General features: G+C 35.2%; 22 protein-coding genes. 11 read left to right on the top strand and 11 right to left on the bottom strand.

All coding sequences use genetic code 11. The features are described 5' to 3' along the window. Positions 1-68: 68 nt before the first annotated feature. Genes murC through IV57_RS05365 form a run of 3 tightly spaced genes read right to left on the bottom strand, consistent with a single transcriptional unit; the run spans position 69 to position 2395 of the window. A complete protein-coding gene (murC, locus tag IV57_RS05375) occupies positions 69-1400 on the bottom strand; it encodes a UDP-N-acetylmuramate--L-alanine ligase (RefSeq protein ID WP_057880475.1) in 1332 nt (443 codons plus the stop codon). 8 nt (positions 1401-1408) lie between these two features. After that, positions 1409-2041: a YtpR family tRNA-binding protein gene (ytpR, locus tag IV57_RS05370; protein WP_057880474.1), complete on the bottom strand. Its 633-nt coding sequence runs from the start codon at positions 2039-2041 to the stop codon at positions 1409-1411. Between the two features lie 27 nt (positions 2042-2068). After that, positions 2069-2395, bottom strand: a complete 327-nt coding sequence (locus IV57_RS05365) for a thioredoxin family protein (protein ID WP_057880473.1) — start codon at positions 2393-2395, stop codon at positions 2069-2071. Between the two features lie 124 nt (positions 2396-2519). On the opposite strand from IV57_RS05365, the gene IV57_RS05360 reads away from it, so the two are divergent. Then, positions 2520-2834 (top strand): hypothetical protein, encoded by a 315-nt coding sequence (locus IV57_RS05360; RefSeq protein WP_057880472.1) that lies wholly within the window; start codon positions 2520-2522, stop codon positions 2832-2834. Positions 2835-2845: 11 nt separating this feature from the next. Here IV57_RS05360 and trmB read toward each other — a convergent pair whose 3' ends face one another. Genes trmB through IV57_RS05345 form a run of 3 tightly spaced genes read right to left on the bottom strand, consistent with a single transcriptional unit; the run spans position 2846 to position 5463 of the window. Further along, positions 2846-3493 (bottom strand): tRNA (guanosine(46)-N7)-methyltransferase TrmB, encoded by a 648-nt coding sequence (trmB, locus tag IV57_RS05355; RefSeq protein WP_057880471.1) that lies wholly within the window; start codon positions 3491-3493, stop codon positions 2846-2848. An 18-nt stretch (positions 3494-3511) separates the two neighbouring features. Further along, a complete protein-coding gene (locus tag IV57_RS05350) occupies positions 3512-4729 on the bottom strand; it encodes an ABC transporter permease (RefSeq protein WP_057880470.1) in 1218 nt (405 codons plus the stop codon). Next, entirely contained in the window at positions 4729-5463 is a 735-nt protein-coding gene (locus tag IV57_RS05345) for an ABC transporter ATP-binding protein (protein WP_057880469.1), read from the bottom strand. Before IV57_RS05345 ends, IV57_RS05350 begins: the two co-directional genes overlap by 1 nt. 88 nt (positions 5464-5551) lie before the next feature. Here IV57_RS05345 and IV57_RS05340 point away from each other — a divergent pair, with 88 nt between their 5' ends. From IV57_RS05340 to IV57_RS05300, 9 genes are all read left to right on the top strand, one after another. Beyond that, positions 5552-5980 (top strand): HIT family protein, encoded by a 429-nt coding sequence (locus IV57_RS05340; protein WP_057880468.1) that lies wholly within the window; start codon positions 5552-5554, stop codon positions 5978-5980. 1 nt (position 5981) lies between these two features. Further along, positions 5982-6275 carry a hypothetical protein gene (locus tag IV57_RS05335; protein WP_057880467.1) on the top strand — a complete coding sequence of 98 codons (294 nt, stop codon included), beginning with the start codon at positions 5982-5984 and terminating at the stop codon, positions 6273-6275. Positions 6276-6381: 106 nt separating this feature from the next. After that, the gene (locus IV57_RS05330) at positions 6382-7281 is read left to right on the top strand and encodes a peptidylprolyl isomerase PrsA (protein WP_057880466.1); all 900 of its coding nucleotides are present in this window, start codon (positions 6382-6384) and stop codon (positions 7279-7281) included. Positions 7282-7680: 399 nt separating this feature from the next. Then, positions 7681-8142 (top strand): universal stress protein, encoded by a 462-nt coding sequence (locus IV57_RS05325; protein ID WP_057880465.1) that lies wholly within the window; start codon positions 7681-7683, stop codon positions 8140-8142. Positions 8143-8194: 52 nt separating this feature from the next. Then, the gene (locus tag IV57_RS05320) at positions 8195-9559 is read left to right on the top strand and encodes an Nramp family divalent metal transporter (RefSeq protein ID WP_057880464.1); all 1365 of its coding nucleotides are present in this window, start codon (positions 8195-8197) and stop codon (positions 9557-9559) included. A gap of 340 nt (positions 9560-9899) precedes the next feature. After that, positions 9900-10985 (top strand): bifunctional glycosyltransferase family 2/GtrA family protein, encoded by a 1086-nt coding sequence (locus tag IV57_RS05315; RefSeq protein ID WP_057880463.1) that lies wholly within the window; start codon positions 9900-9902, stop codon positions 10983-10985. Beyond that, positions 10978-12963, top strand: coding sequence for a glycosyltransferase family 2 protein (locus IV57_RS05310; RefSeq protein ID WP_057880462.1), 1986 nt, complete (start codon positions 10978-10980; stop codon positions 12961-12963). The genes IV57_RS05315 and IV57_RS05310 overlap by 8 nt, the downstream gene beginning before the upstream one ends. A gap of 14 nt (positions 12964-12977) precedes the next feature. After that, positions 12978-14816, top strand: a complete 1839-nt coding sequence (locus IV57_RS05305) for a hypothetical protein (protein ID WP_057880461.1) — start codon at positions 12978-12980, stop codon at positions 14814-14816. A 22-nt stretch (positions 14817-14838) separates the two neighbouring features. Further along, positions 14839-16704, top strand: coding sequence for an ABC transporter permease (locus IV57_RS05300; RefSeq protein WP_057880460.1), 1866 nt, complete (start codon positions 14839-14841; stop codon positions 16702-16704). Positions 16705-16777: 73 nt separating this feature from the next. On the opposite strand, the gene IV57_RS05295 is transcribed toward IV57_RS05300, so the two are convergent. The 5 genes from IV57_RS05295 to IV57_RS05275 are packed head-to-tail and all read right to left on the bottom strand — an operon-like array spanning position 16778 to position 23790. Beyond that, on the bottom strand, positions 16778-17716 hold the full coding sequence (locus IV57_RS05295; protein WP_057880459.1) for a 3'-5' exoribonuclease YhaM family protein: 939 nt from the start codon (positions 17714-17716) through the stop codon (positions 16778-16780). Beyond that, positions 17709-20141 (bottom strand): ATP-binding protein, encoded by a 2433-nt coding sequence (locus IV57_RS05290; RefSeq protein WP_057880458.1) that lies wholly within the window; start codon positions 20139-20141, stop codon positions 17709-17711. The genes IV57_RS05295 and IV57_RS05290 overlap by 8 nt, the downstream gene beginning before the upstream one ends. 2 nt (positions 20142-20143) lie before the next feature. Then, positions 20144-21307 carry a metallophosphoesterase family protein gene (locus tag IV57_RS05285; protein ID WP_057880457.1) on the bottom strand — a complete coding sequence of 388 codons (1164 nt, stop codon included), beginning with the start codon at positions 21305-21307 and terminating at the stop codon, positions 20144-20146. Between the two features lie 59 nt (positions 21308-21366). Next, positions 21367-21708 (bottom strand): YlbF family regulator, encoded by a 342-nt coding sequence (locus tag IV57_RS05280; RefSeq protein ID WP_057880456.1) that lies wholly within the window; start codon positions 21706-21708, stop codon positions 21367-21369. 9 nt (positions 21709-21717) lie between these two features. Then, on the bottom strand, positions 21718-23790 hold the full coding sequence (locus IV57_RS05275) for a PBP1A family penicillin-binding protein (protein WP_083488899.1): 2073 nt from the start codon (positions 23788-23790) through the stop codon (positions 21718-21720). A gap of 91 nt (positions 23791-23881) precedes the next feature. Here IV57_RS05275 and IV57_RS05270 point away from each other — a divergent pair, with 91 nt between their 5' ends. Next, positions 23882-24763, top strand: a complete 882-nt coding sequence (locus tag IV57_RS05270) for an RluA family pseudouridine synthase (RefSeq protein ID WP_083488898.1) — start codon at positions 23882-23884, stop codon at positions 24761-24763. Positions 24764-24779 lie beyond the last annotated feature (16 nt).

The following is a 24779-nucleotide window of genomic DNA, read 5'->3' as shown; positions in this document are numbered from 1 at the left end:
TAGGTTATTTAAAATATTTTGTAAATAAAAAATCATTGAGAATTAGCCCAATGATTTTTTATTTCAAATTATTGTTGATTAGGATTTAGTGTACTTAGAAGTTGTTCATATGCAGTTTCGTACTTTTGAACATCTCCGGCACCCATGAAAATCATCACAGTATTATGGTATTCCAATAATGGTGACATGTCATCAAGTGTTAGAACTTTTCCACCCTTATGGATCTTGTCACCAAGATCCTTACTTGTAATATCCCCATGTGCTTCACGGATAGAACCAAAGATATTAGTTAAGTAAACTTCATCAGCCATATCAAGTGACTTAGCAAAGTCATCCATTAAGGCTAAAGTTCTTGTATAAGTATGTGGTTGGAAGACGGCAATAATCTTTTTGTCAGGATATTTTTGTCTAGCAGCATCAATTGTTGCTTTGATTTCTTGTGGATGGTGAGCGTAATCATCAATGATAACTTGATCAGCCACAGCTTTTTCACTGAAACGTCTCTTAACACCACTGAAAGTTTGTAATTCACGGTTGATAAGTGCATGGTCAAGTTTTTCCATGTGACCGACACCAATAACTGCTAATGAGTTCAAGACATTGTGTTCACCAAATAGTGGAACTTGGAAGTTACCAATATTTTCACCGTTGATCGAAACATCAAATGATGAACCCTTAGTAGTACGTTTGATGTTAGTTGCACGAATATAATCTGATTCATCCAAACCATAAGTATAGATTGGAGCATCAGCTTTAATTGACTTAGCGTGTGCATCTTCACCCCAGATGAAGATACCCTTCTTAGTTTTTCTAGCTTCTGATTCGAAGGCATCAACAACATCGTCAATACCACCAAAGAAGTAATCGGGATGATCAAAGTCAATATTAGTAATGATTAAATAATCTGGTGAGTAAGATAAGAAGTGACGACGGTATTCATCAGCTTCAAAGACAAAGAATTTAGCATCCTTATCACCTTCACCAGTACCATCACCAATTAAATAAGATGTCTTAGCAATACCACTTAAAGTATGTGCCAAAAGTCCAGTGGTACTTGTCTTACCATGTGAACCAGCGATACCAATTGATGTATATTCTGAAACCAATTTTCCAACTAGTTCGGGATATGTAACGACTGGTAAATGCATATCATTAGCTTTTTTAATTTCTACTTGATCATTGCTAAAAGCATTTCCTTTAACAATTGTTAAACCTTCATGAATATTCTTTTCATCAAAAGGTAAAATTTTGATACCTGCTTGTTCAAGACCACGTTGAGTAAATGTGTATTTATCAATATCTGATCCTTGAATTTCATATCCTAAATCTTTCAAGATAAGTGCTAGAGCACTCATACCTGTTCCTTTAATTCCCACAAAATGATAGACTGTTTTCTCCATAATAACTCCTAATCGAACATTTTCTCTGCTGCTTTAAAATCAAATGCATCACCGGCAGTACCGTTTTCCAGTACCAGAATACCATGCTTTTGTGGTGCGTTAGGAATTCCTAATTCTCTTGCAGAACAGATCATTCCATAACTATCTACACCACGTAAAGCTCCGGGCCAAATTTCAGCTCCAGTAGGCATTACCGCTCCTGGTAGTGCTACAACAACTAATTGTCCTTCATCAACATTAGGTGCACCACAGACGATTTGAACAGGTTTGTCCAAACCAACACTTGTTTGAGTGATGTGTAAATGATCTGAATCAGGATGAGCTTTGATTTCGTCAACATGTCCAATCACAAACTTCGGACTGTTGTCTGTTTCCAATTTATCAGAAAAGCCCGCTTTGGCAAGAGCATTATTTAAAACGTCTACCTGCTTATCATCAAGGAATACTTGACCTGAATTATTTTGAATACCAAGTTCCTCAGCTAAACCAAAGAAATTAAAACCAATTGCTGAATTATTTTCTTCGTTAAAAATACGTACGACATCGTCTTTTTGAGTGGCATCCTGAGCTTTGACATCTTCCGCTGTCTCTACTAACAAAACGTCCCCTAAAACTTCTGGATTATAAAAGCTTAATAGCAAGTTTTTTCCCTCACTTGATTAATTATTTTATTTGTTAATTACACTGTTAATAAAGGTCTCAACTTCTTCTTTAGTTTTTCGATCTTTATTTACTAGTCTACCAATTTCTTTGCCATTTTCAATGACAATAAAGCTAGGAATACCCATAATTCCTAATTCTTGAGCAATTTCCATGTTATCATCACGGTTAAAACTGATCCAATTAAAATCAGAATACTCTTGTTCTAACTCTGGCAACTTGGGTTCGATGAATTTACAGTCGGGGCACCAGTCAGCATGCCAGAACATAATATGTTTACCTTCATTAGTAACTTCGTGCCAATCTTTTACATTATAATCTTCAATTGTCTTCATATTATTTCACCTCTTCAATAAGATACTTTTTATTTGTTAAACGGTCAATTAAGTGCTCTTCCTTATTCGATTGAGATATAATAGTGGTAATATATTACTAAATCGAAATCAAGGAGTGATTTTTATGAGTAAAAAAGGTATCGGTTCATTAATCGTTGCTGGTACTGTGCTTGCTGCTAGTGCAGCTGCTACAGTTTTAGTAAAACACCATCTAGATAGCGAGAAAATAATTGCCAAGGTTAAGTCCGTTTTGGGCGAAGATAGCAAAGTAATCGGCTCATGGGTCGAACCATTTTATCAAAAGGTTGATGTAAATGGCCGTTCAACATGGGGAATTGTCGGTGGTGTTACTACTATGGACGAATTCGATGTTGCCCAATATCACTTTATTGCCGATGCTATGACAGGCGAATTACTAAATATTAAAAAAGTACAATAATCAAACGAAAATTAATTTTTAAACTGGGCTTTCAGGTAATTAATCCTGAAGCCTTTTTTTGAGAACTTTTCTTCATATTCAGTCTCAATATTATTAGCATTTAAATCTTCATCATTATGTAGATCCAAAGAAATATCATCAAATTTCATACCGTAGTTGTTCATACTGATCAATGAATATTCAAATAGTCCTTGATTATCAGTTTTAAATTGTAAATAACCATCATCTTTAAGAATATATTGATATTGTTTTAAGAATGACTTATATGTTAGACGGCGTTTCACATGACGTGTCTTAGGCCATGGATCAGAGAAGTTTAAGTAAACACCGGTAACTTCATCTTCAGCAAATAATTCTGACAAATCTTTTCCATTAGCTAAAAGCAATTGCAAGTTGGGTAATTTTAACTCAACTTGCTTTTTTAGTACCAAAGCAATAGCGCCTTCTTGTACTTCCATCGCAATATAGTTATTTTGAGGATTTTGTTTGGCTAATTCAGTAATGAATCTACCCTTACCTGAACCAACTTCAATAAAAATTGGTTGTTCTTTTTCAAAGCGGGCTTGCCACTTGCCTTGCATATTTTCTGGTTGAATGGCAATCAAATCAAGGTTTTCATTGATCAAATCTTTAGCCCAAGGTTTGTTTCTTAATCGCATAAATATTAATACTCTCCATTAATCTAGATATTTTTTTAATTGTCTTGGCATGTAGAAATAATTTACAAAGATCAATACCGCAAGTCCTGCCACGATAATAATCAAACTATTCATACTAAAACCAAATTTGTATAGAATTGCCAAAGCACTGATCACCCATTGAATTGCCAAGATGATCGTACTTAATTTAGTAAAATCAGCTATTTTAGTCTTACCACTGATTGGATAAAGTCGTTGCATTAAATTTTGCATTACTTCTTTAAAGTAAGGTTTAAGTTGAAAACCAACTAAATAGATAAATAACATTTCAACTATCAATGAAATATAAAAGTTATCGATCAGAGCTAACATGATAGCCTGAATAATAGTTAATCTCAAGAATAATCCGATATATTCATTATTTCTCACAAAACCACGAGCAAAAAGATACAGATAAGTATTACCTGAAACTTCCTTGATTGGCTTGAAAACCCAATCCAGCCACTTACGACGTTTGATCTTACTTGTGACACCGGGAACATCTGTAAAGAGATTATAGAAACGTTTAACTCGAAACATTCTTTGATTCTCAGTTTCAATTGCATAATCCCATTGTAGTTGACCACTAGTCTCAAGTGTTTTGACCCGAGCATTCAAAAAGAAATAATAAACTACAGCTACAATAATCATGACCGCACTAAACAAGTAAGTTGATAAAATCAAGGATACCAACACGATTAAATTAGAAACTAAACGCATTCCTAAACTGCCGATTTTAGCTTGTCCATAAAGCTCCAATAAATTAATATTCAAAAAGCCTAGTTTGAAAACTATCAAACCAATTGCAATCAAAACAATGTCCAAGATATGTAGGCCAGCACCTCTTGATGCAAATGCTGACAACAAAAAATTAGCCAGAGCAACTGTTACCACTGGTAAAAAGCTACTATAGTTCTTAGCTGCCCTAAAGTATTTATAAAATTCTTTTTCTTTAACCAATAGGAAGGTACTGTCTGGTTCTTCCAATAAAGTGGCAATGCCACCCGCCTGAACTACTAAGAATAACAGTACAATCACGATTGGTTTACCAAACGTCAATTGTTGATGAATCGTTCCCAAAAGATTAGAGTACCAAAACCCTAAAGCTCCAATCAACACAATAAAAGCTAGCACAAAATTATCATTGAAAATCAATCTGAGGTATTTGAATTGATTAAGTTGATGTCTTCTTAATCGTTCATTCCAAAGTTGTAACATTAGAGATCCTCGTTTGACATCTTGATATAAATATCATCAAGATTAGAATCAGCATTCATATTAAACTTAGTCTTCAATTGATCGAGTGTACCATCGGCACGGACTTGACCATGATTGATCAAGACAAATTTATCAGCATGGTTTTGAACAGTGGCTAGAACATGTGTTGACATCAAAACTGAACAGCCTGCTTTTCTTTTGGCTTCAACGATATTCAAAAGATCGTTGACTGCTAACGGATCAAGTCCGGTGAATGGTTCATCAATAATGAATAAACTGGCATCGGTCATGAAGGCACAAACAATCATAACTTTTTGTTTCATACCTTTTGAAAAATTCTGTGGAAACCAATCTAATTTGTTATCAAGACGGAACGTCTTTAATAGTTGATTGGCATTTTCCCAAGTTTTATCATGATCCAAATCATAAGCCATAATTGTCAAATCAATATGTTCTCTCAATGTTAATTCCGGATAAAGAATTGGCATTTCGGGTACATAGGCAATCTTCTTACGATACTTTTCAACATCATCGTGTAGACTGATACCGTCAATTAAGATCTGTCCCCCACGCGGTGTTAAAAGTCCGATGATATGTTTGATGGTCGTTGATTTACCAGCACCATTCAATCCAATCAATCCAACTACTTGACCACTCTCTACTGTGAATGTTTCTTTCTTTAAAACTGATACTTGACCGTATCCTCCGGTCAGTTCTTTAACTTCTAAAGTCATGGATTAAACCACCTATATCTGTTTTTAATAATGTTAATATGATAGCATTGTAATAAATATAATGCTGTTTTTGGAAGGAGATTTTTACATGGATGATTGTATCTTTTGCAAAATAATTAACAACGAAATCCCTAGTACTACTATCTACGAGGATGATGATATTAAAGCTTTCTTTGATATTTCACAAGTAACACCTGGTCATACCTTGGTAGTTCCTAAGAAACACGTTAAGGATATCTTCGAATATGATGAAGATTTAGCAGAACGTGTTTTCAAAAAAGTTCCAATGATTGCTCGTGCTATCAAAGAATCAAATCCTGATATTATCGGTATGAATATTTGCCAAAATAATGGTGAAATTGCCTATCAAAGCGTTATGCATTCACATATTCACTTAGTACCCCGTTACTCAAAAGATGATGATTTCTCAATGCACTGGGGTGACAACACTGGCTTAGTAAGTAACGATGAATTACAACAACGTGCCGATAAGATCAAACAACACTTGGAGGATTAAGATGAAATTTTTTGCTGGATTCATGGTTGGAACGATTTCTGGCGTAGCCTTACAACTATTCCAATCAAAAAATGTCATACCTAGTATTAATGATACCAAGTTATTTAATAATATAAAAGATTTTAAGGATATATTAGTCGATCTGCAAAAAAATTCTGCGATTGTTCCCGAAGTTATGTCAGGAATTCAAAAAGATATCGCCGATTATTCGCAAAGTATTCAACCTGATGTTGAAAATTTGCAAGATTCACTTGAAAATATGAAAGAAAATCTGGAAGAACTCAATAAAATATAGTGCCAATTATGAATTTTTTGTGATTTTTTCTTAAAATGATAAACTATTCACTATATTTTATGGTAGTCTTTTCAATTGTAGACATATTAATTAAGGATGTGTAAAGATGAATAAACGATTAACTAAATGGATTTTGGCTATTGCTGGTCTATTTATGATAACAGTTGTTGCTGGTTGTTCTAGTAACAAGACCGTTGCTACTCTTAAAGGTGGTAGAATTACCCAAGAAGAATACTACAAGGAAATGAAGAGTTCTTCTCAAGGTAAACAAACACTTCAAACAATGATCATTACTAAGGCTCTTGAAGATCAATATGGTAAGAGTGTTTCTACTAAACAAGTAGATAAAGAATACAACAAGTACAAGAGCCAATATGGTTCATCATTCAGCTCAATTCTTCAACAAAATGGTATGACAACTGCCCAATTTAAGAAGAACATTCGTACAAATCTTCTTACAAAGGTAGCTTTGGAGAAGAACAAGACAGTTACAAATGCTGATCTTAAGAAAGAATGGAAGAGTTACCAACCTAAGATTCAAGTTGCTCAAATTCTTGTAAGTAAAGAAGACACTGCCAAAGAAGTTATTACAAAACTTCAAAACGGTGAAAAATTCAGTGCTTTAGCTAAAGAATATTCAACAGATTCTGCTACAAAGAACAATGGTGGTAAGATGGCTGCTTTTGACAACGATAGTACAACCGTTGACACAACCTTCAAGACAGCTGCATACAAACTAGCTAAAACTGGCGATTATACAGATACACCTGTTAAAACTAGTTATGGTTACAGTGTAATCCAACTTGTTAAGAAACCTTCTAAGGGTAAGATGAGTGATCACACCGCTGAACTTAAATCTAAGCTTTACGCTTCATGGATGCAAGATTCAACAACTATGCAAAAAGTAATTTCTAAGGTATTGAAGAATGCTGATGTTTCTATTAAAGATAGTGATTTGAAAGATGTTCTTTCAGGTTATGTTTCATCAACTTCAGCTAAAAAATAATTAAATAGATAATCAAAATAGTGTTGGTAAATTTACCAACACTATTTTTTTGTGTTCAAATATATCCTTATTTATAATAAGTTCGTATTAATTAATAAATTTGTTATAAATATGAAACTTTTTCTAAAATATGTTATACATAAAACAAAATTATTATTATAATTGAGTGGTTGGTTACCGGTTCCCTATTGTGGCCTTCCACCATTTTGTTTTTCATTTTAAAGACATTTTTGTTGAATCAATTAAACTTAATTTTAATTTCTTTGTTAGCTGATAACATTAATTAATACTTTTATATTCTCCAATAAATCATCCTAATTCTCATTTCTTTTCCCTTGTGTGCCTCACATATTTAGGTATTATAGGGTTGAATATGGAATTTATGAGGAGGAATATATTATGGACTATCAAACAATTAAAGATCCTTTGGTTTATCGACGTATTCTACTAACTGTTGATGAAGATGATCATGAATCATCCACCAGAGCTTTTCGGTTCGCCACTACCCTAGCACGTGACTATGGAGCAAATCTAGGCATTGTCTCGGTAATGGAAAGTGATGATATCAATATTTTCGATTCATTGACTCCAGCAAAAATTGATGAAAAACGGACTAATTTAACTCAAGTGGTCAATCACTACGTTAAACTGGCGGAAGAAACAGGCCTTACAAAAGTTGAACCCTTAGTTTACGAAGATGGCGACGTTGACGACGTCATCTTAGAACGTGTGATTCCGGACTTTAACCCGGATCTCATAGTCACTGGAGCTGACACCCAATTTCCCCACTCTAAAATCACAGGGGCAATTGGGCCGCGCTTGGCTAAAAAAGCCCCTGTTTCGGTGATTGTCGTCCGTTAAAATACGGAACCTCATAAGTAGGTCTTTACCTACAGAAAGAGGGGCTATCATTTTGAAGCACAAAGAAGAAAAAAAGCACGAAAAATTTATTGAGGGTACTGGTACGCAGCATAAGAGTTTGGATGAAATCAATGGTTCGATTGATGTGCCAGAGAATGCCGGTTATTTCAAAACACTTCTAGCCTATACTGGCCCCGGTGCTCTGATTGCCGTTGGTTATATGGATCCTGGTAACTGGATCACCTCAATCGGTGGTGGTGCTCAATTCAAATACACCTTACTGAGTGTCGTTTTACTCTCCAGTTTGATTGCGATGTTACTCCAAGCAATGTCGGCCCGTTTAGGTATCGTTACCGGACGTGATTTGGCTCAATTGACTCGTGAACGAACTTCTAAAGTCAGTGGCTTTATCCTTTGGGTCATTACTGAATTAGCCATTATGGCTACTGATGTGGCGGAAATTATTGGTTCCGGTATCGCCTTGGAATTGCTCTTTGGTTTTCCATTGATCGTTGGTATTACAATCACAGCCTTTGATGTTTTAATTCTTTTATTCTTGATGCGTTTAGGATTTCATAAGATCGAGGCTATTGTCGCTACCCTAGTAGCTGTTATTCTTTTAGTTTTTGCTTATGAAGTCTTTTTATCAAAGCCAGACGCCTTAGGCGTCTTAAACGGTTATGTTCCCCGTGCACAAATCTTAACTAATCAACCTATGTTGTATTTAGCTTTAGGTATTGTCGGAGCGACCGTCATGCCCCATGATCTCTACCTTGGCTCATCTATTTCACAAACACGTAAATATGATATTCATGATCACGACTCAGTTAAAAAAACAATTCGTTTCACAATTGCCGATTCAAATATTCAATTAACATTAGCTTTTGTAGTTAACAGTTTGTTATTGATTTTAGGTGCTGCTTTATTCTATGGAACTAACAGTGATCTAGGACGTTTCGTTGATCTATTCAATGCCCTCAGCAATTCTAAAATTGTTGGTGCTATTGCTAGTCCAATGTTGAGTATGCTATTTGCTATTGCTTTGCTAGCTTCCGGTCAAAGTTCTACTATTACTGGAACCTTAGCTGGACAAATAATCATGGAAGGGTTCATTAATTTGAAAATGCCCCTTTGGGCACAACGGCTTTTGACACGTTTGATCTCAATCATTCCTGTTTTGGCCTTTGCCATTTATTACAAGGGTAATGAAGCTAAAATTGAGGGACTTTTGACCTTATCACAAGTCTTCTTATCAATTGCCCTACCATTTGCTATGATTCCCTTGATCATGTTTACCAGTGATAAGAAACTAATGGGACCATTTGCCAATCGACCTTGGGTGAAATATTTATCTTGGATCGTAGCAATTATTCTTGTCATCTTAAATCTCCAATTAATTTGGACTACCTTATTCTAATCAAAAAAATTCATCGACGAATTTTACAATTCGTTGGTGAATTTTTTTTGTGTTTTTTAATAATAGTACGCCAATAAACCAGTCAAATTATTAACTCCCTAAAAGCCATAAATATCATATAATAATATTTCATATCAATATTATTATATTAACATGTATCCCTGTACTCAGAATGTTATCATTAACGTAGGTTTATTTTTTATACTTAACTTGAACTTTTAATTAAATAAATATCTCCTAATGACATGTAATCAGGTCATTTAATGTGATACGTTAAAATAAATAAATTAATAATTCGAACATATTTTTAGAGGAACTTTTATGTGGCGAGGGGGTCACTATGTTAAAAATAGGTGTTATTATTCCGGCACTCAATCCGGACGATAAATTAATTACTTTGATCCAAGATATTATCAGTACAAGATCCTTGGAAAAAATTATTGAACATATCATTATCATTGACGATGGTAGTGACACTGCGCATCAACAAATTTTTCAACAATTATTAAAATTATCATTGCCAAATCTAACCTTGCTCCATCACAAAACTAATCTTGGTAAAGGCGCAGCTTTAAAAACAGGTTTTAGCTATGTTCAACATAACTTTCCTGCCCTTAACGGCATTGCCACGATGGATTCCGATGGCCAACATACCGTTGCCGCTTTAAGTAGCTGTCTTGATAAATTCGGTCTGAATCCCAATCAGCTAGTTATTGGAGTCCGACATTTTACCAATGCCATTCCTTTTCGTAGTCAATTTGGAAATATTTTGACTAGTAACTTAGTTCGTTTATTAACTCATCAAAATATTTCCGATACGCAAACTGGTTTGCGAGTAATTCCCATGGATTATACAGCTGAACTAATTAATTTCCCTGGAGATCGGTTTGAATTTGAATTTGATATGTTACTTCAAGCAAAAAAATATAATATTCAAGTAGTTGAACAACCAATTCCAACAGTTTACTTAGATGGTAATTCGTCATCACATTTTCGTGTAATTCGTGATTCCATTGCCATTTATGCGCGTTTTTTCAAATTTGCTGCCAGTGGCTTTTTTTCCTTTATCATCGATATCGGACTATTTTACCTGGTTCTTTTTCTTATTGGAAATCATATTTTAAATAGTATTTTAATCGCAACCGTTGTCTCACGTGTCCTGTCCTCAACAGTTAACTACGCCATTAATCATCATGTCGTCTTTAATCATGCTGGACACCAGACTTTTCTAAAATACGGATGTTTATTTATCGTACAAATGATTGCTTCGGGTTTCTTTACGAATGCTCTAACTACACTCTTCCCAGTTACTAACAGTCAACTGATGCCAACTATGGCAAAAGTGATTGTTGATTTCATTCTCTTCATTATTAGCTATCAAGTTCAACGTGATTTTATCTTTAAAGAGGTACCTCAACATGTCTAACAAGCGCCGTTTTATTTATTTTCTGGCCATTGCTCTATCAATAATCTATCTACTATGGCGAATTTTCTTTACTATTCCTTGGCACGCTAATATTTTCACTTTGATTTTTGCATTATTATTGGTAATTAGTGAAATCTTATCCAACGCAACAGGATTTATTCTAATTTTTTTCCGTATGCTATCAACTAAGAAAAAGATGAATTTGATTATCCCAAACTACGAACCTAAACAGCCCCTACCAGATATTGATATTATCGTCGTAACTCACAATGAAAATGTCGATTTACTGCGCAAAACCATTAATGCGGCTACTTATCTCAATTATCCTGATAAAAGTAAAGTCCATATTGTCGTCGCTGACGATGGAAACCGTCCTGAGGTCCAGGCTCTAGCCAAACATTATCATGTAGGTTATTCTGGCATGGAAAATAATAAGCAAGCTAAATCAGGTAACATCAACCATACCTTGGCAAAACTTCATTCACCACTCTTTGCCATCTTTGATACTGATATGATTCCTTTTTCAACTTTCTTACGCAATACTGTTCCATTATTTACTGAAAACTTTCAACAATTAAAAGATGACCCTGATCATACAGAACCATTAGGTTTCGTTCAGACCCCTCAAAGTTTTTACAACGCTGATATTTTCCAATTCAATCTTTTCTCAGAAAAAATCATCCCCAACGAACAAGATTTTTTTTCAAGAGATGTCAATATTCTAAATGGTGGTAATAAAAGAGCCCTCTTTACGGGCTCTAATGCTGTCTTTTTGCGTTCGGCTGTAGATGAAGTCGGTGGCTTTCCCACTGATACCATCACTGAAGATTTTGAATTAGGCACTATGCTTAATATGGCTGGTTATATTAGTTTAGCCACCAAAGTTCCACAATCCAGTGGTATCACACCGATTGATATGAAAGGTGTGATTAAGCAAAGAACCCGTTGGGCTCGAGGCGTTATTCAAAGTTGTCGCAATTTACATATCTTCACCAACCCCCATCTGACTATGATGAACCGGATTATTCTTCTTAATACTTACTTCTATTGGTGGGCCTTCTTTAGACGAATGATTTATATGACCGCTCCTATTTTGTATGCCCTTTTTAAAATCCAAGTAGTTAATGCTAACTTTTGGATTCTGATGGTTATTTGGGCTCCTGGATATTTCTTGTTACATTACGTTATGGGTGATACTTCCGTCATGCACGATAATGCTAAAATTCGAAATGAACGTTGGGGAGAAGTTCAAGAAACCTTTTTTGCTCCTTATTTATTCATCCCCGTTATTTTGGAAAGTTTAGGGATCAAAGCTAAAAAATTCAAAGTAACTTCAAAAGATGTCACCTATTCAATCAAGGATAAATTGTATATTTTACCTTATTTGATTCTATGGACTGTTACCCTCATTGCCATCATCAAATTTAACTATGGTAAATATGTCTCAGAGATTTTAGTTGGAAGTGTTATTACCTTTTGGTTATTAATGCATTTTATCAACTTAAGCATGTGTTTGTTCATTTCACTCGGACGTCCCGTTTATCGCAAGAGTGAACGTTTTATTCGGAAAGTAACCGGCAAAGTTCAGTCTAAAGATGGAACCTGGCATGCGATTCTTACTGAAGATGTTTCTGAAGGTGGTATCGCATTTAAAACTACCGACGGCCCTGTTGATGATATTGCTGAAGGTGACGACATTAAATTCAGTCTGCAACACCAACAGTTCAATATTCAATTGACCGGTAAAGTAGCTCGAATTAGTCATCGTGGTGATACAGCAATTTATAGTGTTCAAGTCCAAATGCCCGAAGATGAGAATCGAGATCATTATTTACAAATCATTTATGATGGCGCTAATACGACTTTACCAAGCGTTCAAGATACTTGGGTCACACCATTCGATGAATTATATATGAACTTGGTTGTTCGAGCACGAACAATTGAACGCAAAATAAGTAGTCGTTTTAATCGATTTTAGGAGGAAGCATCTTTATGTCAAATTGGATTGGGTTTATTTTATACGCCGTCGGCTTACTGGGCTATATCAGTACCGTTCGTCGAATTGGCGTCAGCCCTTATTTAGCCTGGATCACTTCTATGCTAATTCAAATCTTAATATTATATGGTTTTGCAATGACCGGTTGGTTGAATCTAGGAATTAAATTCGTCACTTATCTGGGAATCGCCTTATCAATCTTATGGTTTGTAATGGGCTTATTCCGTAAAGCGCAACTAAAGTTTGAAGGAATTCATTTATTTGATTTTTGGATGATTGGTTTGGGGATTGCTACCGGACAAGTGCTCTGGAACAGCCCCCTAGTCCACTATGATAACTTTTCACATTGGGCGGTAATGGTTAAATTCATGACTTTTACCGGGCATTTACCAGGTGCCGCTGATAAGTTGATTTCATTTACTTCATACCCACCTGCTACAGCTTTATTTATCACTCAATTCGTTCACTGGGTCGGTTTTAGTGACGGTGCTATGTTGGTCGCCCAATTTATTTTAATTTGGGGCGCTGCTTATTCCATTTTTGCTGGTCTACGGGATCGCTCGCGGGCCCTAACTAGCTTTATTCTCTGTTTTGCCTTAGCAATTTCATTCGTTTTTAACATTGCCATTCGTTTGAATAACTTGTTAGTCGATTATGTTTTACCGATTATTACAATCGCCGCTTTAGTAGGAATTTATGTCTATCGTAAAAAGCCAATTCTATTATGTTCGCATGTAGCTATCTTTGTAGCTTCTTTGTTACTTGTCAAAAATTCGGCAACTTTTTTCGTCATTATGATTGCCATTTTTTTCCTATATACCCTAATTACCAATCATCATTGGAAGTGGCAACGTCTGATCACTGTTCCGATTCAATTTGTAATCACTTTAGGCGTTGGCTATTTACCCTTTGCTTGGTGGAATCAGCATGTTAAAAGTACCTTTACTGTTTCCAAACACCAAATCAGTACCCAAGCCTATTCCAAACAATTAAATGGTGAAAGTCATCAAGCTTTATTAAAGATTGCTCACAAATTCATCGAACAAATCACCAGTCTGAATTCACTTTCAACTAAGGGTATTATCATGATCAATGTTGTGCTAATCGCTACTTGGTTAGTAGTCCGTATTTACAAGCATCAACGAAATAATCTACTTGGTATTGCACTATTACTTGATTTTGTTTTTATCACCTATTATATAAGTTTGTTTGGAATGTATATTCTATCAATGCCATATGCTGAAGCAATCCTCTTAGATGGTTTCGAGCGTTATATGGCTAGTACCGTCATTTTGAATTTATTTATTGCGGCAATTTGTTTGGTCAGAGTCCTCGATAAATTACAATTTGAACAAAACTTTCAAAAACGTAACACCCAAGCCTTTAAAAGTGCTGCCACTAAAAATATGTATCAAGTAACTACTCTGGTCGTCGGTTTCTTCGCTATTACGATGATGTATTCAGAAGTTACTGGAACCAAATTTTCCAATGAAATGAACCACAATACGTTACCTTTACAAATGAAACGAATTTCTAAACCTTGGAATCATTTGAATCACAACAAAATTTTAATTGTTGATCCAGAACTAGTTGATGTAAATGATTATTACGCTGGTTATGTTGGGCGTTACTACTACTTTACTGATAATGCCATTGGTCAAGAAAATTTCATGATGACTCCCAAAGCATTTAAACAAGCCATTGAAGGTTACCAATATGTTGCGATTCCCGAAACTCATCGAACTTTTACTGTTCTAACAGAAAAAGTTTTTCACCAACATGTTGTTACTGGTCTATTCAAAGTTACTAAACAAGGGTTAGTTCGCATGCATTAATATTATGAAAGTAGGAATTATTTTGGCAATACTGGGATTATTTTTTTTCGGATTATCATTGATCGGCTACAGTGCTACGTTACGTTTATTACACGTTAACCCATACTTCACCTGGATCACTGCCATTTTAGTACAAATCATGTTAATGTACTTCTTTGCCATGCTCAATCTGCTTCGTTTTGGCATTTGGGGCGTCACAATACTAGGTGTTATCTTATTAATTGCCCGGCTGATTTTGGGTTATTTAGGAAAAGTTAGTATTCATCATGAAGGAATGCATCTGTTTGATGCTTGGATGATTTTTTTGGGCACTGTAATGGCCTTAGTTTTATTACACAGTCCATTGATCCATTATGATAACTTTTCTCATTGGGCAACCATTGTAAAATTCTTGACCTTCACTGGGCACCTACCAGGGGCACAAGATACTATCATTTCTTTTACTTCTTATCCACCAGCTACGGCCTTATTCATAACTCAATTCGTTACCTTTACAGGTTTTCATGAAGGTAATATGTTGGTTGCCCAATTTATTTTGATTTGGGCAGCCAGTTATACAATTTTTGCAACTTTACGTGATCGTTCCCGTGGTCTAAATTCAATGTTGCTCTGTCTGACAATTGCCATCTCCTACGTTTTTAATATTAATATTCGGTTGAACAATCTATTAGTTGATTATGTGCTGGCTATTATCACTGTGGCAGCTTTAGTCGGTATTTTCATTTATCGCAGTCGTCCTAAGATGTTAACTGCTCATGTGGCATTATTCAGTGGTTCACTCTTATTAATTAAAAATTCAGCCGCCTTTTTTGTCATTGTTATTGCCTGTTATTATTTATACACCCTTATCAAACAATCAGTTCCCCAACGATGGTTTAAACGAACCTTAAAAATACTTGGACAATTTTTAGGAACCTTTTTATTGGCAGCATTACCATTTATCTGGTGGGAAATTCATGTTCATATGACTTTTAGCTCCTCTAAACACGAAATCAATGCTGCCGCTTATCACAGTCAACTAGCACATGATGGTTTGCAAGGGTTCATTAGTATTGGTCAAGCTTTTTTACATCAAATTTTCAACCTAGGATCTCTTTCAACACAGGGATTTTTAGTTTTAAATATCGGTTTGATTATTGCTTGGGCAGTCATCAAATATGTTTGTCATTATCCTAACCAACTCTTGAAACTATTAGGATGGTTAGATTTAATCACCTTACTTTATTACTTTAGTCTATTAGGTATGTATGTTTTATCCATGCCCTTCGCCGAAGCTATTACTCTCGATGGTTTTGAACGTTACATGTCGACCGTTGTAGTTTTGAACCTTTTTATCGGTGTTATGTGTCTAGTCTATATAATTGATGAAACCTACTATGAACAAAATCTAGCCAAACGTAGTCCCCGAAATTTCCGTTCTATCTGGACTAAAAATGGATATCAATTGGCAACCTTTTTAGTTATGTTCTTTGCCGTTATTATGATGTATTCTGAAATCAATGGAACTACCTTCACTAACAACTATAATCGACGCACCATGCCAGTTATGTTAACTAAGGTGGCACGCCCATGGACGAAACAAAATGATGTTAAGATTCTAATTGTAGACCCTCAGAAAGTTGAAGTAACAACTTATTACACTGGTTTCTTGGCAAATTATTACTTTTTCACTAACAATGCCACTGGCCAAGCAACTTTTAGTAAATCGAAAATAAATTTTCGTAAAGATATCGATCAATATCAGTACATCGTGATTCCAAAGTACGACAAGAGTTTTACTAAAGGCATGCATAAATATTATCATCAGCATATTCGAACCGGATTTTATCGTGTTCATACTGATCATTTACAAAAAATCACTACCAGCGACTCACTTCGTTATCAATAATTAATCTACAAAAAATCCCGTCATAGTTATAAATGAAAAAATTTCATTTATAACTATGACGGGATTTTTGAATTTAACTATGTTTATAAAAAGCACGATTGTCTAAACCAAAGATTCGTTCTGAAAAGTTTCCATTTTCAGTCTTATCCAAAGCTTTACTAATCATATTAATCGAAGCATCCATCATATCAATATTGTGCAACACTTCAGCTTCCAAAATCTTAGGTCGTTCTGGAGAACCATACTCTAGCAAACCATGGTGAGATAAGATCATGTGTCTTAAAAGAATCATATCTTCACTTTCAAGACTAATGTCAAGTTCTTGAGCTGCCTTAACGATCTCCTCATCAATAATAGTTATATGACCTAACATATTACCTTCAAAGGTATATTCAATATCAAGATTACCTGATAACTCAATAATCTTACCGAAATCATGCAAACAAGCTCCTGCAATCAATAAAGCCCGATTGATCTGTGGATATTGATCAGAGATATTTTCCGCCATCCTTACCATGCTCAAAGTATGGTACGCTAAGCCGCCCTGAAAATCATGATGATTACTTTTAGCAGCCGCACTGGTAAAGAAACGGTCACGGTATTTTTTGAATAAATAACGAACGATCCGATTCCAAGCACCGTTGGTTATTTGTAGAAAGACATCATCAAACTCATTTTCCATATCAGACCGCTTAATCGGCGCTGTCTGCACGAATTGTGACATGTCAACTGTATCAGCGTCAAGTAATCCTAAACGGGTTATATTAACTTGTGGCTTGCCTTGATACAGATCTCTACGCCCTTCAAGTTGAACAATCGTGCCAACATGAAATTTCTCAGCATCTTCTTCACTGGCATCCCAATATTTACCAGGAATTTGACCTGATTTATCTTCAAAAACTAATGAAATAAAATTTTTACCATTTTTAGCTAAACGAAAGTCAGAACGCTTAATGATAACTTCCAAACTCATGTTGTCGCCTTTATTAAAATCAATTATATGTTTAGGCAATATTCTCTTCCCCCAATTTCAAAATATGGTCTGCTGGAATATTATCAGGTTGATTAGCTGTCACATAAATAACTTGATTACTCTTAGCAATTTCTTGAATCAATTTAAAAACATTTTCAGTTCTAGAAATATCAAAATCAACAAAGGCATCATCAATTAAAATCGGTAATTTAATTAAATCCGAAATTTCAGTTACAAATGCTAAACGTAAAGCTAAATATAGCTGAATAGTTGTGGCCTTGGATAATTCGTGAACATCAAAGCGGTTCTTTTTAGCACTAGTGACGAAAATATCTTTTTTGTCAAAATCAATTTTGACATAGTTATTATTAGTTAAAAGTGAAAAATACTGCGTAGCTTTTTCAATCATCTTTGGATAACGATTTTCCGTAGCAATATTTAACATCTGACGAATCCAATTACTAGCTAATTTCTGAGAGATCCATTCATCATAATTCTCCAAAATATCAGCCTTATTTTGAGCCAATTCAGCTACGATATGTTGGTACTGAGCATTATCAAAGACCTGCTGCATCTGTTCCTTCAAAGAACCCATCTGACGACTCAATTCATTATTCTTATCGGCAAGTTCTGACTTCTTATTCGTTGCTTGAACAAATTCTTTGGTCAGAGCTTCATGACTAGCATACTTTTTCAATTCTGATAGATCATTTCCCAAGAAATCCTTATCCTGATTGATTTGAGTAATAACTTGTTGATTTTCAACCTGTTTAGTATGCATTCGAATAAATGAATCCATATTTATAGCATCATACTTCTGTAAAATTTGTTCAATATTATCATTCAAATTATCTAAACGTTGCTTGCGTCCAACCGTAATTTTTTGTGTTTCGATTGCATTTTGTTCTGATAGGTCAGCCTTGGCTTTGATTTGATCCAAACGGGCAAAATACTTTTCGATCTGCTCATTATAATTATCACTCTTATAAGATTCATCCAAAACATTCAATTCAATTAAAATTTTACGCCATTTATTCAAATCCACTTCAATCGACTTGATGCCATCACTAAGTCCGTTCTGAGTACCCCGAAAATTATCCAGAGCAATTACCGTCCCTTGCAAACTAAGAATCGTTTCTTGAGGTAAATTAGCATACCCCTTTTGTTCCAAAAACGGAAAATTACTCAAAGCCATTTTGTTATTCTTGATTCGAATCTGATACCAATACCAAACTGCACTGGCAATGGCTACGAGACCAAATAATAGCCGTAAAGGATTTCCAATTACAAAGGCCAACACAACTGCTACTCCTAAGACCATCAAGGGTAAATTATTAGTTTTATTGGCTTGTGGAGTTATCTGATCGATTTCATCGGTTGTTAATGGCCGCATCTGTTCCGACAATTGAGTATGATTTTTAAAAAGCTGATCAACCTGTGTATCAACTTTCAAAAGTTTGGAATTCATATCATCTCGATGAAACTGTAAATTTTGTAATTCAAATTTTTGATTACGAATATAATTCAATTGATTTTGATTCGTTCGATAATTATTTAAAACAGCCTTTTCAACGTTATTCAACTCTGAAGCCTTATTAGTCAGTGGAGTTTCCTTCAACGTACTGAGTTCCTGGTTTGCTTTTAAAACATTTTCCCAATCATCGCTACTGATTTGGTCAGCCTCTTTATTAGGATCATTCTTTTGTTGAAGTTGTTCATACCGCGACCATTTCTTATCTAAATTACGCAGATCATTCTCAGTTTCACTGACTTTTTTTAATAAGACTTCATTATCATCAAAATCCGCCTGAGTCTTTTCAAGTTGAGTTTTGACACGCTGATAAGCTTGTTGCTGGTTTTCAATCTCGGCTTTTTCTTCAATAAGTTCATCATGCTTTTTTAGATTAACGACCAAAGGCTGTTTCTGACCACGTTGTTTATAAATATCATCAGCCTGATGATTCAAATTGTCAGCTGTTGCCAACCAGTCTTTACTGCCGACAGCTCCAATTGACATAACTTCGGTCTCTAATTTATTTTCATCCAATCCATAAATGGATAAGATAGCCTTATCATCAAAAACATGAGTATTCTCGAAATCATCTTTAGTGAAACTACCGATAATCTCCGAAAGAAAGCTTGTAGGCACCTGTTGATCATCATGAAAGAGGGTTACTTCACCGTCGCCTTTACCTTCGATCCGTCGAATCATCCACAAACTGTCATCGTCAGCTTTTAACTCCAACTCTCCACCATATTTACCACTGTTTCTAGGTTTATATTGTAAATATTTATTTTCACCTCGAGCAGAAGCAAATCCGAAAAGAATACTTTTTATAAAATTCAAAAGCGTTGTTTTACCGGCTTCATTGGCACCAAAAATAACTTGATAATCTTGTTCAAAGTTAAATCTTTGGTCGACCCATTTTCCAAAACCGTATACATTTGCTTTAACTAATTTCACGATTATTCTCCAGTATATTTTTGATTAATTGTATTTTTCGTTAACTCCTTAATAGAACTTAAAAAGCCTGGTTCATTAATATGTTCTCGAATAATATCAGAGGCATACAATTTACTATCTAAATCCTTAATATTATCCAGATTAAGCGTTGAAGTTGCTGCTTCATCCCAATACTTCTGATCAACTTTAGCCAATTGTGGATTATCATTGAACTTTAAATATATTTTATACAAGATTCCATTCGTCGTCACATTTACAAAATGTTGCCGGATCTCGTCTCGTTTTATAGTTTTAATTACATCATTATTTAAATTTTGAGCATTATCAATCGTCAAGGTAATCAATGTCTGGGATTGATCTAACATATCGGCAATCTTATTAATCAACGAATCGATCGTATCGTCAGCCAAAGCATTGATACTGGCCTTATCCCACGTATAAATACTACTCTTAACGAATTTTAATTGTGTGACCTGATTGGTTACAGAAACGATGTAAAAGCCCTTAGGAGTCGTTTCGTTTTGATTACGGCCTTGAATATCACCTGGATAAACGACCATAGGAGCTTCATGTAAAATCTCCCGTTTATGGATATGGCCCAAAGCCCAATAATCATAACCCTTTTTCAAAAGATCACTGACTTGAAATGGAGCATAGTTATCGTCACCAACCCCAGCATGTAAAATCCCAATTTGATAATCAAAGTTACCCCGATCAGGATAATCCTGCACAATACTTTGTTGGATATGTTGTTGATAATAACTAAAACCCGTCAAACCAACTCTTTGACCATCCTTAGTATTGATTGCCACAGTGGATACATCTTGACCAAATACTTTAACATTTTTAGGGAAATTAACTACGGCAAAATTATTCCGATAATAATCGTGGTTACCGTAAATTAAATAAACCTTGATATCGGCTTGATTTAATTTTTCAAATTCATCCCTTAAAAACATCTGTGCCTTCAGAGAACTATCAGTGTCATCGAATATGTCTCCCGCCAAAATCACAAAATCGACCTGTTCAGCAATGGCTGTTTCAAATAACTTAGTAGCTGCCTGATAAGTTGAATCCTTCAATTGCTGTTGAAGTTCCTTCGAAAAATCACTAATTCCTATAAAAGGTGTATCTAAATGTAAATCCGCTGCGTGCAAAAACTTCATTCTAAACTCCCCTGTAAAAGAAAAGGACTTGAGCAAATTACTTAAGCCCTAAGTCCTTGTTATTTATCTTGATAAATTTCAGCGATAGGTTTTGAAATGATCTTGTTCAATTCATCCATCATTGAGTTCATTTTTTGTTCTTTTTCCATCAAGTTTTGGATTTCACTGTAATTTGAAAGTTGGTCTGTTAGTTCACGCATGGCTTTAATATCGTCATCAGTAACTTCTTGACCTTGCATTTGTTTTTGTTGTAGTTCAAATTGTTTGTTTTGAACTTTATCAAAAAGCTTGTAAGCTAAATCGTTGGCTTTAACAGCTTCAAAAGCAAGCTTTAGTTCAGCGACTTCAGTTGTCTTTCTCAAGTCTTGTTCAAGTGTATTGGCGCTATCGTAAATGTTCATATAGTCCTCCTATTGACCAAAAAAGTTCTTAATACTATTATACCATTCTGTTGCTCTATTTTTAACGTTGTTTACACCATCTTGGATAGATTTAGAAATATCATTATCACCCGTATCAGTCGTGTTTTCCTGCGCTAATTTAGCAGCATCTTTGACACTAAAACTAGTTTCCTTGGTATTTGGTAAAATACCAGTCATTTCATCTTTAAAGAGTGCTGACAGGCCATTTTCACTGGCTCCAGGTAAGAAGTGATTCTGATCAGTCTTGTCAAATCCGATCCAACTAGCTACTACTACATCTGGAGTATAACCAATCATCCATTGATCCTTTGTTCCCGCATAGCCATAAGAATCAGGTACTTCTGTACTACCTGTTTTACCAGCAATTTGATAACCAGCTGGTTTGGCGGTTTTACCTGTTCCCTCGTTATAGACGCCTAACATCATACTAGTCATTTCTTTAGCAGTATTTTTACTAATGATCTGTTTAGTAGTGGTATTAGTATTATTAACAATTACCGTACCAGTTGAATCGACGATTTTTGTAATAAAATGCGTATTTGAAAGGCGACCATCATTAGCAAAGGCTGTATAAGAACGAGCCATTTGTAATGGCGAAACTCCAGTTTCCAAACCACCTAAGGCAAGTGCTAAATTTTGATCATTCTTGTGGACTTTGATACCAAAGTTTTCCACTGAATTGACACCTTTCTTAACACCGATCTTATCAAGCAATGCTACTGCTGGCACATTCTCACTTTGAGCTAGTGCCTTGTACATTGGCATTGATTCCTGATAAAGTCCATCAGCATTCGTTGGCGTATACTTATTCTTACCAAAACTAGTTACCTCATCTGGTAATTCAGAATCATAACTATAACCATTTTCAATTGCTGGCGTATAGACTGCTAGTGGTTTGATAGTTGAACCTGGTTGACGTTTCATTTGAGTAGCACGATTGAAACCTCTAAAGGTATGATCACCACGACCACCTACGACCGCCAAAATCCCCCCATTTTGAGGATTGACTGCCACTGAAGCTCCTTGAACTTTAGTTCCATCGGCAGCATTGCCTGGGAAAAGATAACTCGTTTCAAAGGAACTTTGCATTGAACTCTGCATCTTTTGATCCAGAGTCGTATAAATCTTATAACCCTTATTTAAAATATCATCTTCCTTGAGACCATATTTATTCACAGCCTCATCGATCACAGCATCGAAGAAATAAGGATACTTATAAGAACTGCTAACTTCATAACCATCATTAACATCAATTGCCGTACTCTTGTAATAGCTCGCCTGTGAAGCAGTTAATTTTTTGTTTTGAACCATTAGGTCCAAAACAAGATTACGTCTTGAGGTGGAATTACTCATACTATCAATTGGATTATAAAAATTAGGTGATCTTAGAATCCCGGCCAAAACAGCTCCCTCGGCTGGATTTAATTCGGATGCATTTTTACCAAAGTACTTCTCAGAAGCATCTTGGACACCCCAGACACCATTCCCAAAGTAAGCATTATTCAAATACATCGTAATAATTTCTTTTTTGGAATAAACATGATTGATCTCAATTGCTAAGAAAAGTTCCTCACCTTTTCTAGAAATAGTTTGTTTCTGTGTTAAAAGGGAGTTCTTGGCTAACTGTTGTGTCAAAGTACTACCACCACCAGAAATACCGTGATGGATCAGATATCCTAAAGCCGCTCTAGCATATCCTTTGATGCTGAATCCAGGATTAGTCCAAAATGTCCGATCTTCGGTTGAAGTTACCGCATTTTGAATATTTTTGGAAATTTTATCATAGCTAACATAAGTACCCTTATTAGCGTATAATTGACCGGCATCAGCACCATCTTTATCCATGATGGTTGTCTTGGTCTGCAATGATGATTGCAGATCTTCAACATTAGATGTCTTAGCTTTATAGGTCCAATAACTGCTTAAAATTAAAATTATTGTTAAAATTATTAGAATCAACCAACGTGTCAATTGGAATCTATGCCAATATTTTTTAATAAAGGACCAAGCAACTAGTAATTTGGGTTTAAGCCAATCCCAAAAACCATTGTTTTTATTCATTATTTAAATACCTCTGTATAAGAACAAATTTTATCACATTATCGGACTTATTAATAAGTTACTCGAATAATCTTTAAGGAGCAAACGCTTAATGTACCAGAAAACTATCACTTATCATCAAGAAAATAATGAAAGTTTGACCATCAGAGAACTGCTCAAGAAATGGTTGATACCCAAAAAATGGCAACATTTTTTTCGGATCCAAGAAGACGTCTTGATCAACGGTAAATATCATTCTTTTAATACGATCGTCCACGACAATGATCTTATTACCTTAAATTTTAATTTCCCACCACGAACTGAACAACATTATTTACCTGGAAATAATCCCATCGAAGTGGTTTACGAAGATCAAGACATTATCGTCGTAAATAAAGCTGCCGGCCGCAAAACCCATCCCAACATCATGACTGAAAATGATTCTCTGATGAATGACGTTGAAACTTATCTGACAAATGGACATCCCTACATGGTTCACCGAATCGATATGGAAACTTCTGGTTTAGTTTTGATTGCCAAAACTCCCCACTTAGTCCCGATTTTTAATCGCCAATTAAGCAGCAAAACTTTACATCGGGAATATTTGGCTGTGGTTGATCTTGACCAACCAATTCCTGACTCCGGTGAGATCAACTTACCAATTGATCAGGACCCTAACGATGTTCGCAAACGTATGATTGCTGAAACTGGCCTTCAAGCGGTCACTAAATATGAAGTCATCAAACAGGATACCACTCACGCCCTTTTAAAATTAAATCTCTTAACTGGTCGGACTCATCAACTACGGGTTCATTTGGCTTACAATGGTTGGCCCATCGTTAATGATCCTTTATACAACCCTCATCAAAAAAATGGAAAATTGCTATTATTCGCGCATCAACTGACTTTTCAGCAACCTTTTAGCAATAACTCCAAAATAATTAAAGCAAAATTATCAAAAGATATGTATAATTTAATATGTGCTATTTTTTAGCAACCAAAAAGCTCAC

The organism is Companilactobacillus kimchiensis (genome assembly GCF_001438805.1).
Classification (GTDB): Bacteria; Bacillota; Bacilli; order Lactobacillales; family Lactobacillaceae; genus Companilactobacillus; species Companilactobacillus kimchiensis.
The sequence above is the reverse complement of the archived record's forward strand: the minus strand, read 5'-3'. Positions and strand labels throughout refer to the sequence as shown.

What these genes read in the sequence shown, in the direction of transcription:
- IV57_RS05365 (WP_057880473.1), bottom strand. Translation starts at nt 2,395, where the DNA reads ATGAAGACAATTGAAGATTATAATGTAAAAGATTGGCACGAAGTTACT.
- murC (WP_057880475.1), bottom strand. Translation starts at nt 1,400, where the DNA reads ATGGAGAAAACAGTCTATCATTTTGTGGGAATTAAAGGAACAGGTATG.
- IV57_RS05270 (WP_083488898.1), top strand. Translation starts at nt 23,882, where the DNA reads ATGTACCAGAAAACTATCACTTATCATCAAGAAAATAATGAAAGTTTG.
- IV57_RS05330 (WP_057880466.1), top strand. Translation starts at nt 6,382, where the DNA reads ATGAATAAACGATTAACTAAATGGATTTTGGCTATTGCTGGTCTATTT.
- IV57_RS05335 (WP_057880467.1), top strand. Translation starts at nt 5,982, where the DNA reads ATGAAATTTTTTGCTGGATTCATGGTTGGAACGATTTCTGGCGTAGCC.
- IV57_RS05325 (WP_057880465.1), top strand. Translation starts at nt 7,681, where the DNA reads ATGGACTATCAAACAATTAAAGATCCTTTGGTTTATCGACGTATTCTA.
- IV57_RS05350 (WP_057880470.1), bottom strand. Translation starts at nt 4,729, where the DNA reads ATGTTACAACTTTGGAATGAACGATTAAGAAGACATCAACTTAATCAA.
- IV57_RS05275 (WP_083488899.1), bottom strand. Translation starts at nt 23,790, where the DNA reads ATGAATAAAAACAATGGTTTTTGGGATTGGCTTAAACCCAAATTACTA.
- IV57_RS05305 (WP_057880461.1), top strand. Translation starts at nt 12,978, where the DNA reads ATGTCAAATTGGATTGGGTTTATTTTATACGCCGTCGGCTTACTGGGC.
- IV57_RS05315 (WP_057880463.1), top strand. Translation starts at nt 9,900, where the DNA reads ATGTTAAAAATAGGTGTTATTATTCCGGCACTCAATCCGGACGATAAA.
- IV57_RS05360 (WP_057880472.1), top strand. Translation starts at nt 2,520, where the DNA reads ATGAGTAAAAAAGGTATCGGTTCATTAATCGTTGCTGGTACTGTGCTT.
- IV57_RS05280 (WP_057880456.1), bottom strand. Translation starts at nt 21,708, where the DNA reads ATGAACATTTACGATAGCGCCAATACACTTGAACAAGACTTGAGAAAG.
- IV57_RS05310 (WP_057880462.1), top strand. Translation starts at nt 10,978, where the DNA reads ATGTCTAACAAGCGCCGTTTTATTTATTTTCTGGCCATTGCTCTATCA.
- trmB (WP_057880471.1), bottom strand. Translation starts at nt 3,493, where the DNA reads ATGCGATTAAGAAACAAACCTTGGGCTAAAGATTTGATCAATGAAAAC.
- IV57_RS05285 (WP_057880457.1), bottom strand. Translation starts at nt 21,307, where the DNA reads ATGAAGTTTTTGCACGCAGCGGATTTACATTTAGATACACCTTTTATA.
- IV57_RS05345 (WP_057880469.1), bottom strand. Translation starts at nt 5,463, where the DNA reads ATGACTTTAGAAGTTAAAGAACTGACCGGAGGATACGGTCAAGTATCA.
- IV57_RS05340 (WP_057880468.1), top strand. Translation starts at nt 5,552, where the DNA reads ATGGATGATTGTATCTTTTGCAAAATAATTAACAACGAAATCCCTAGT.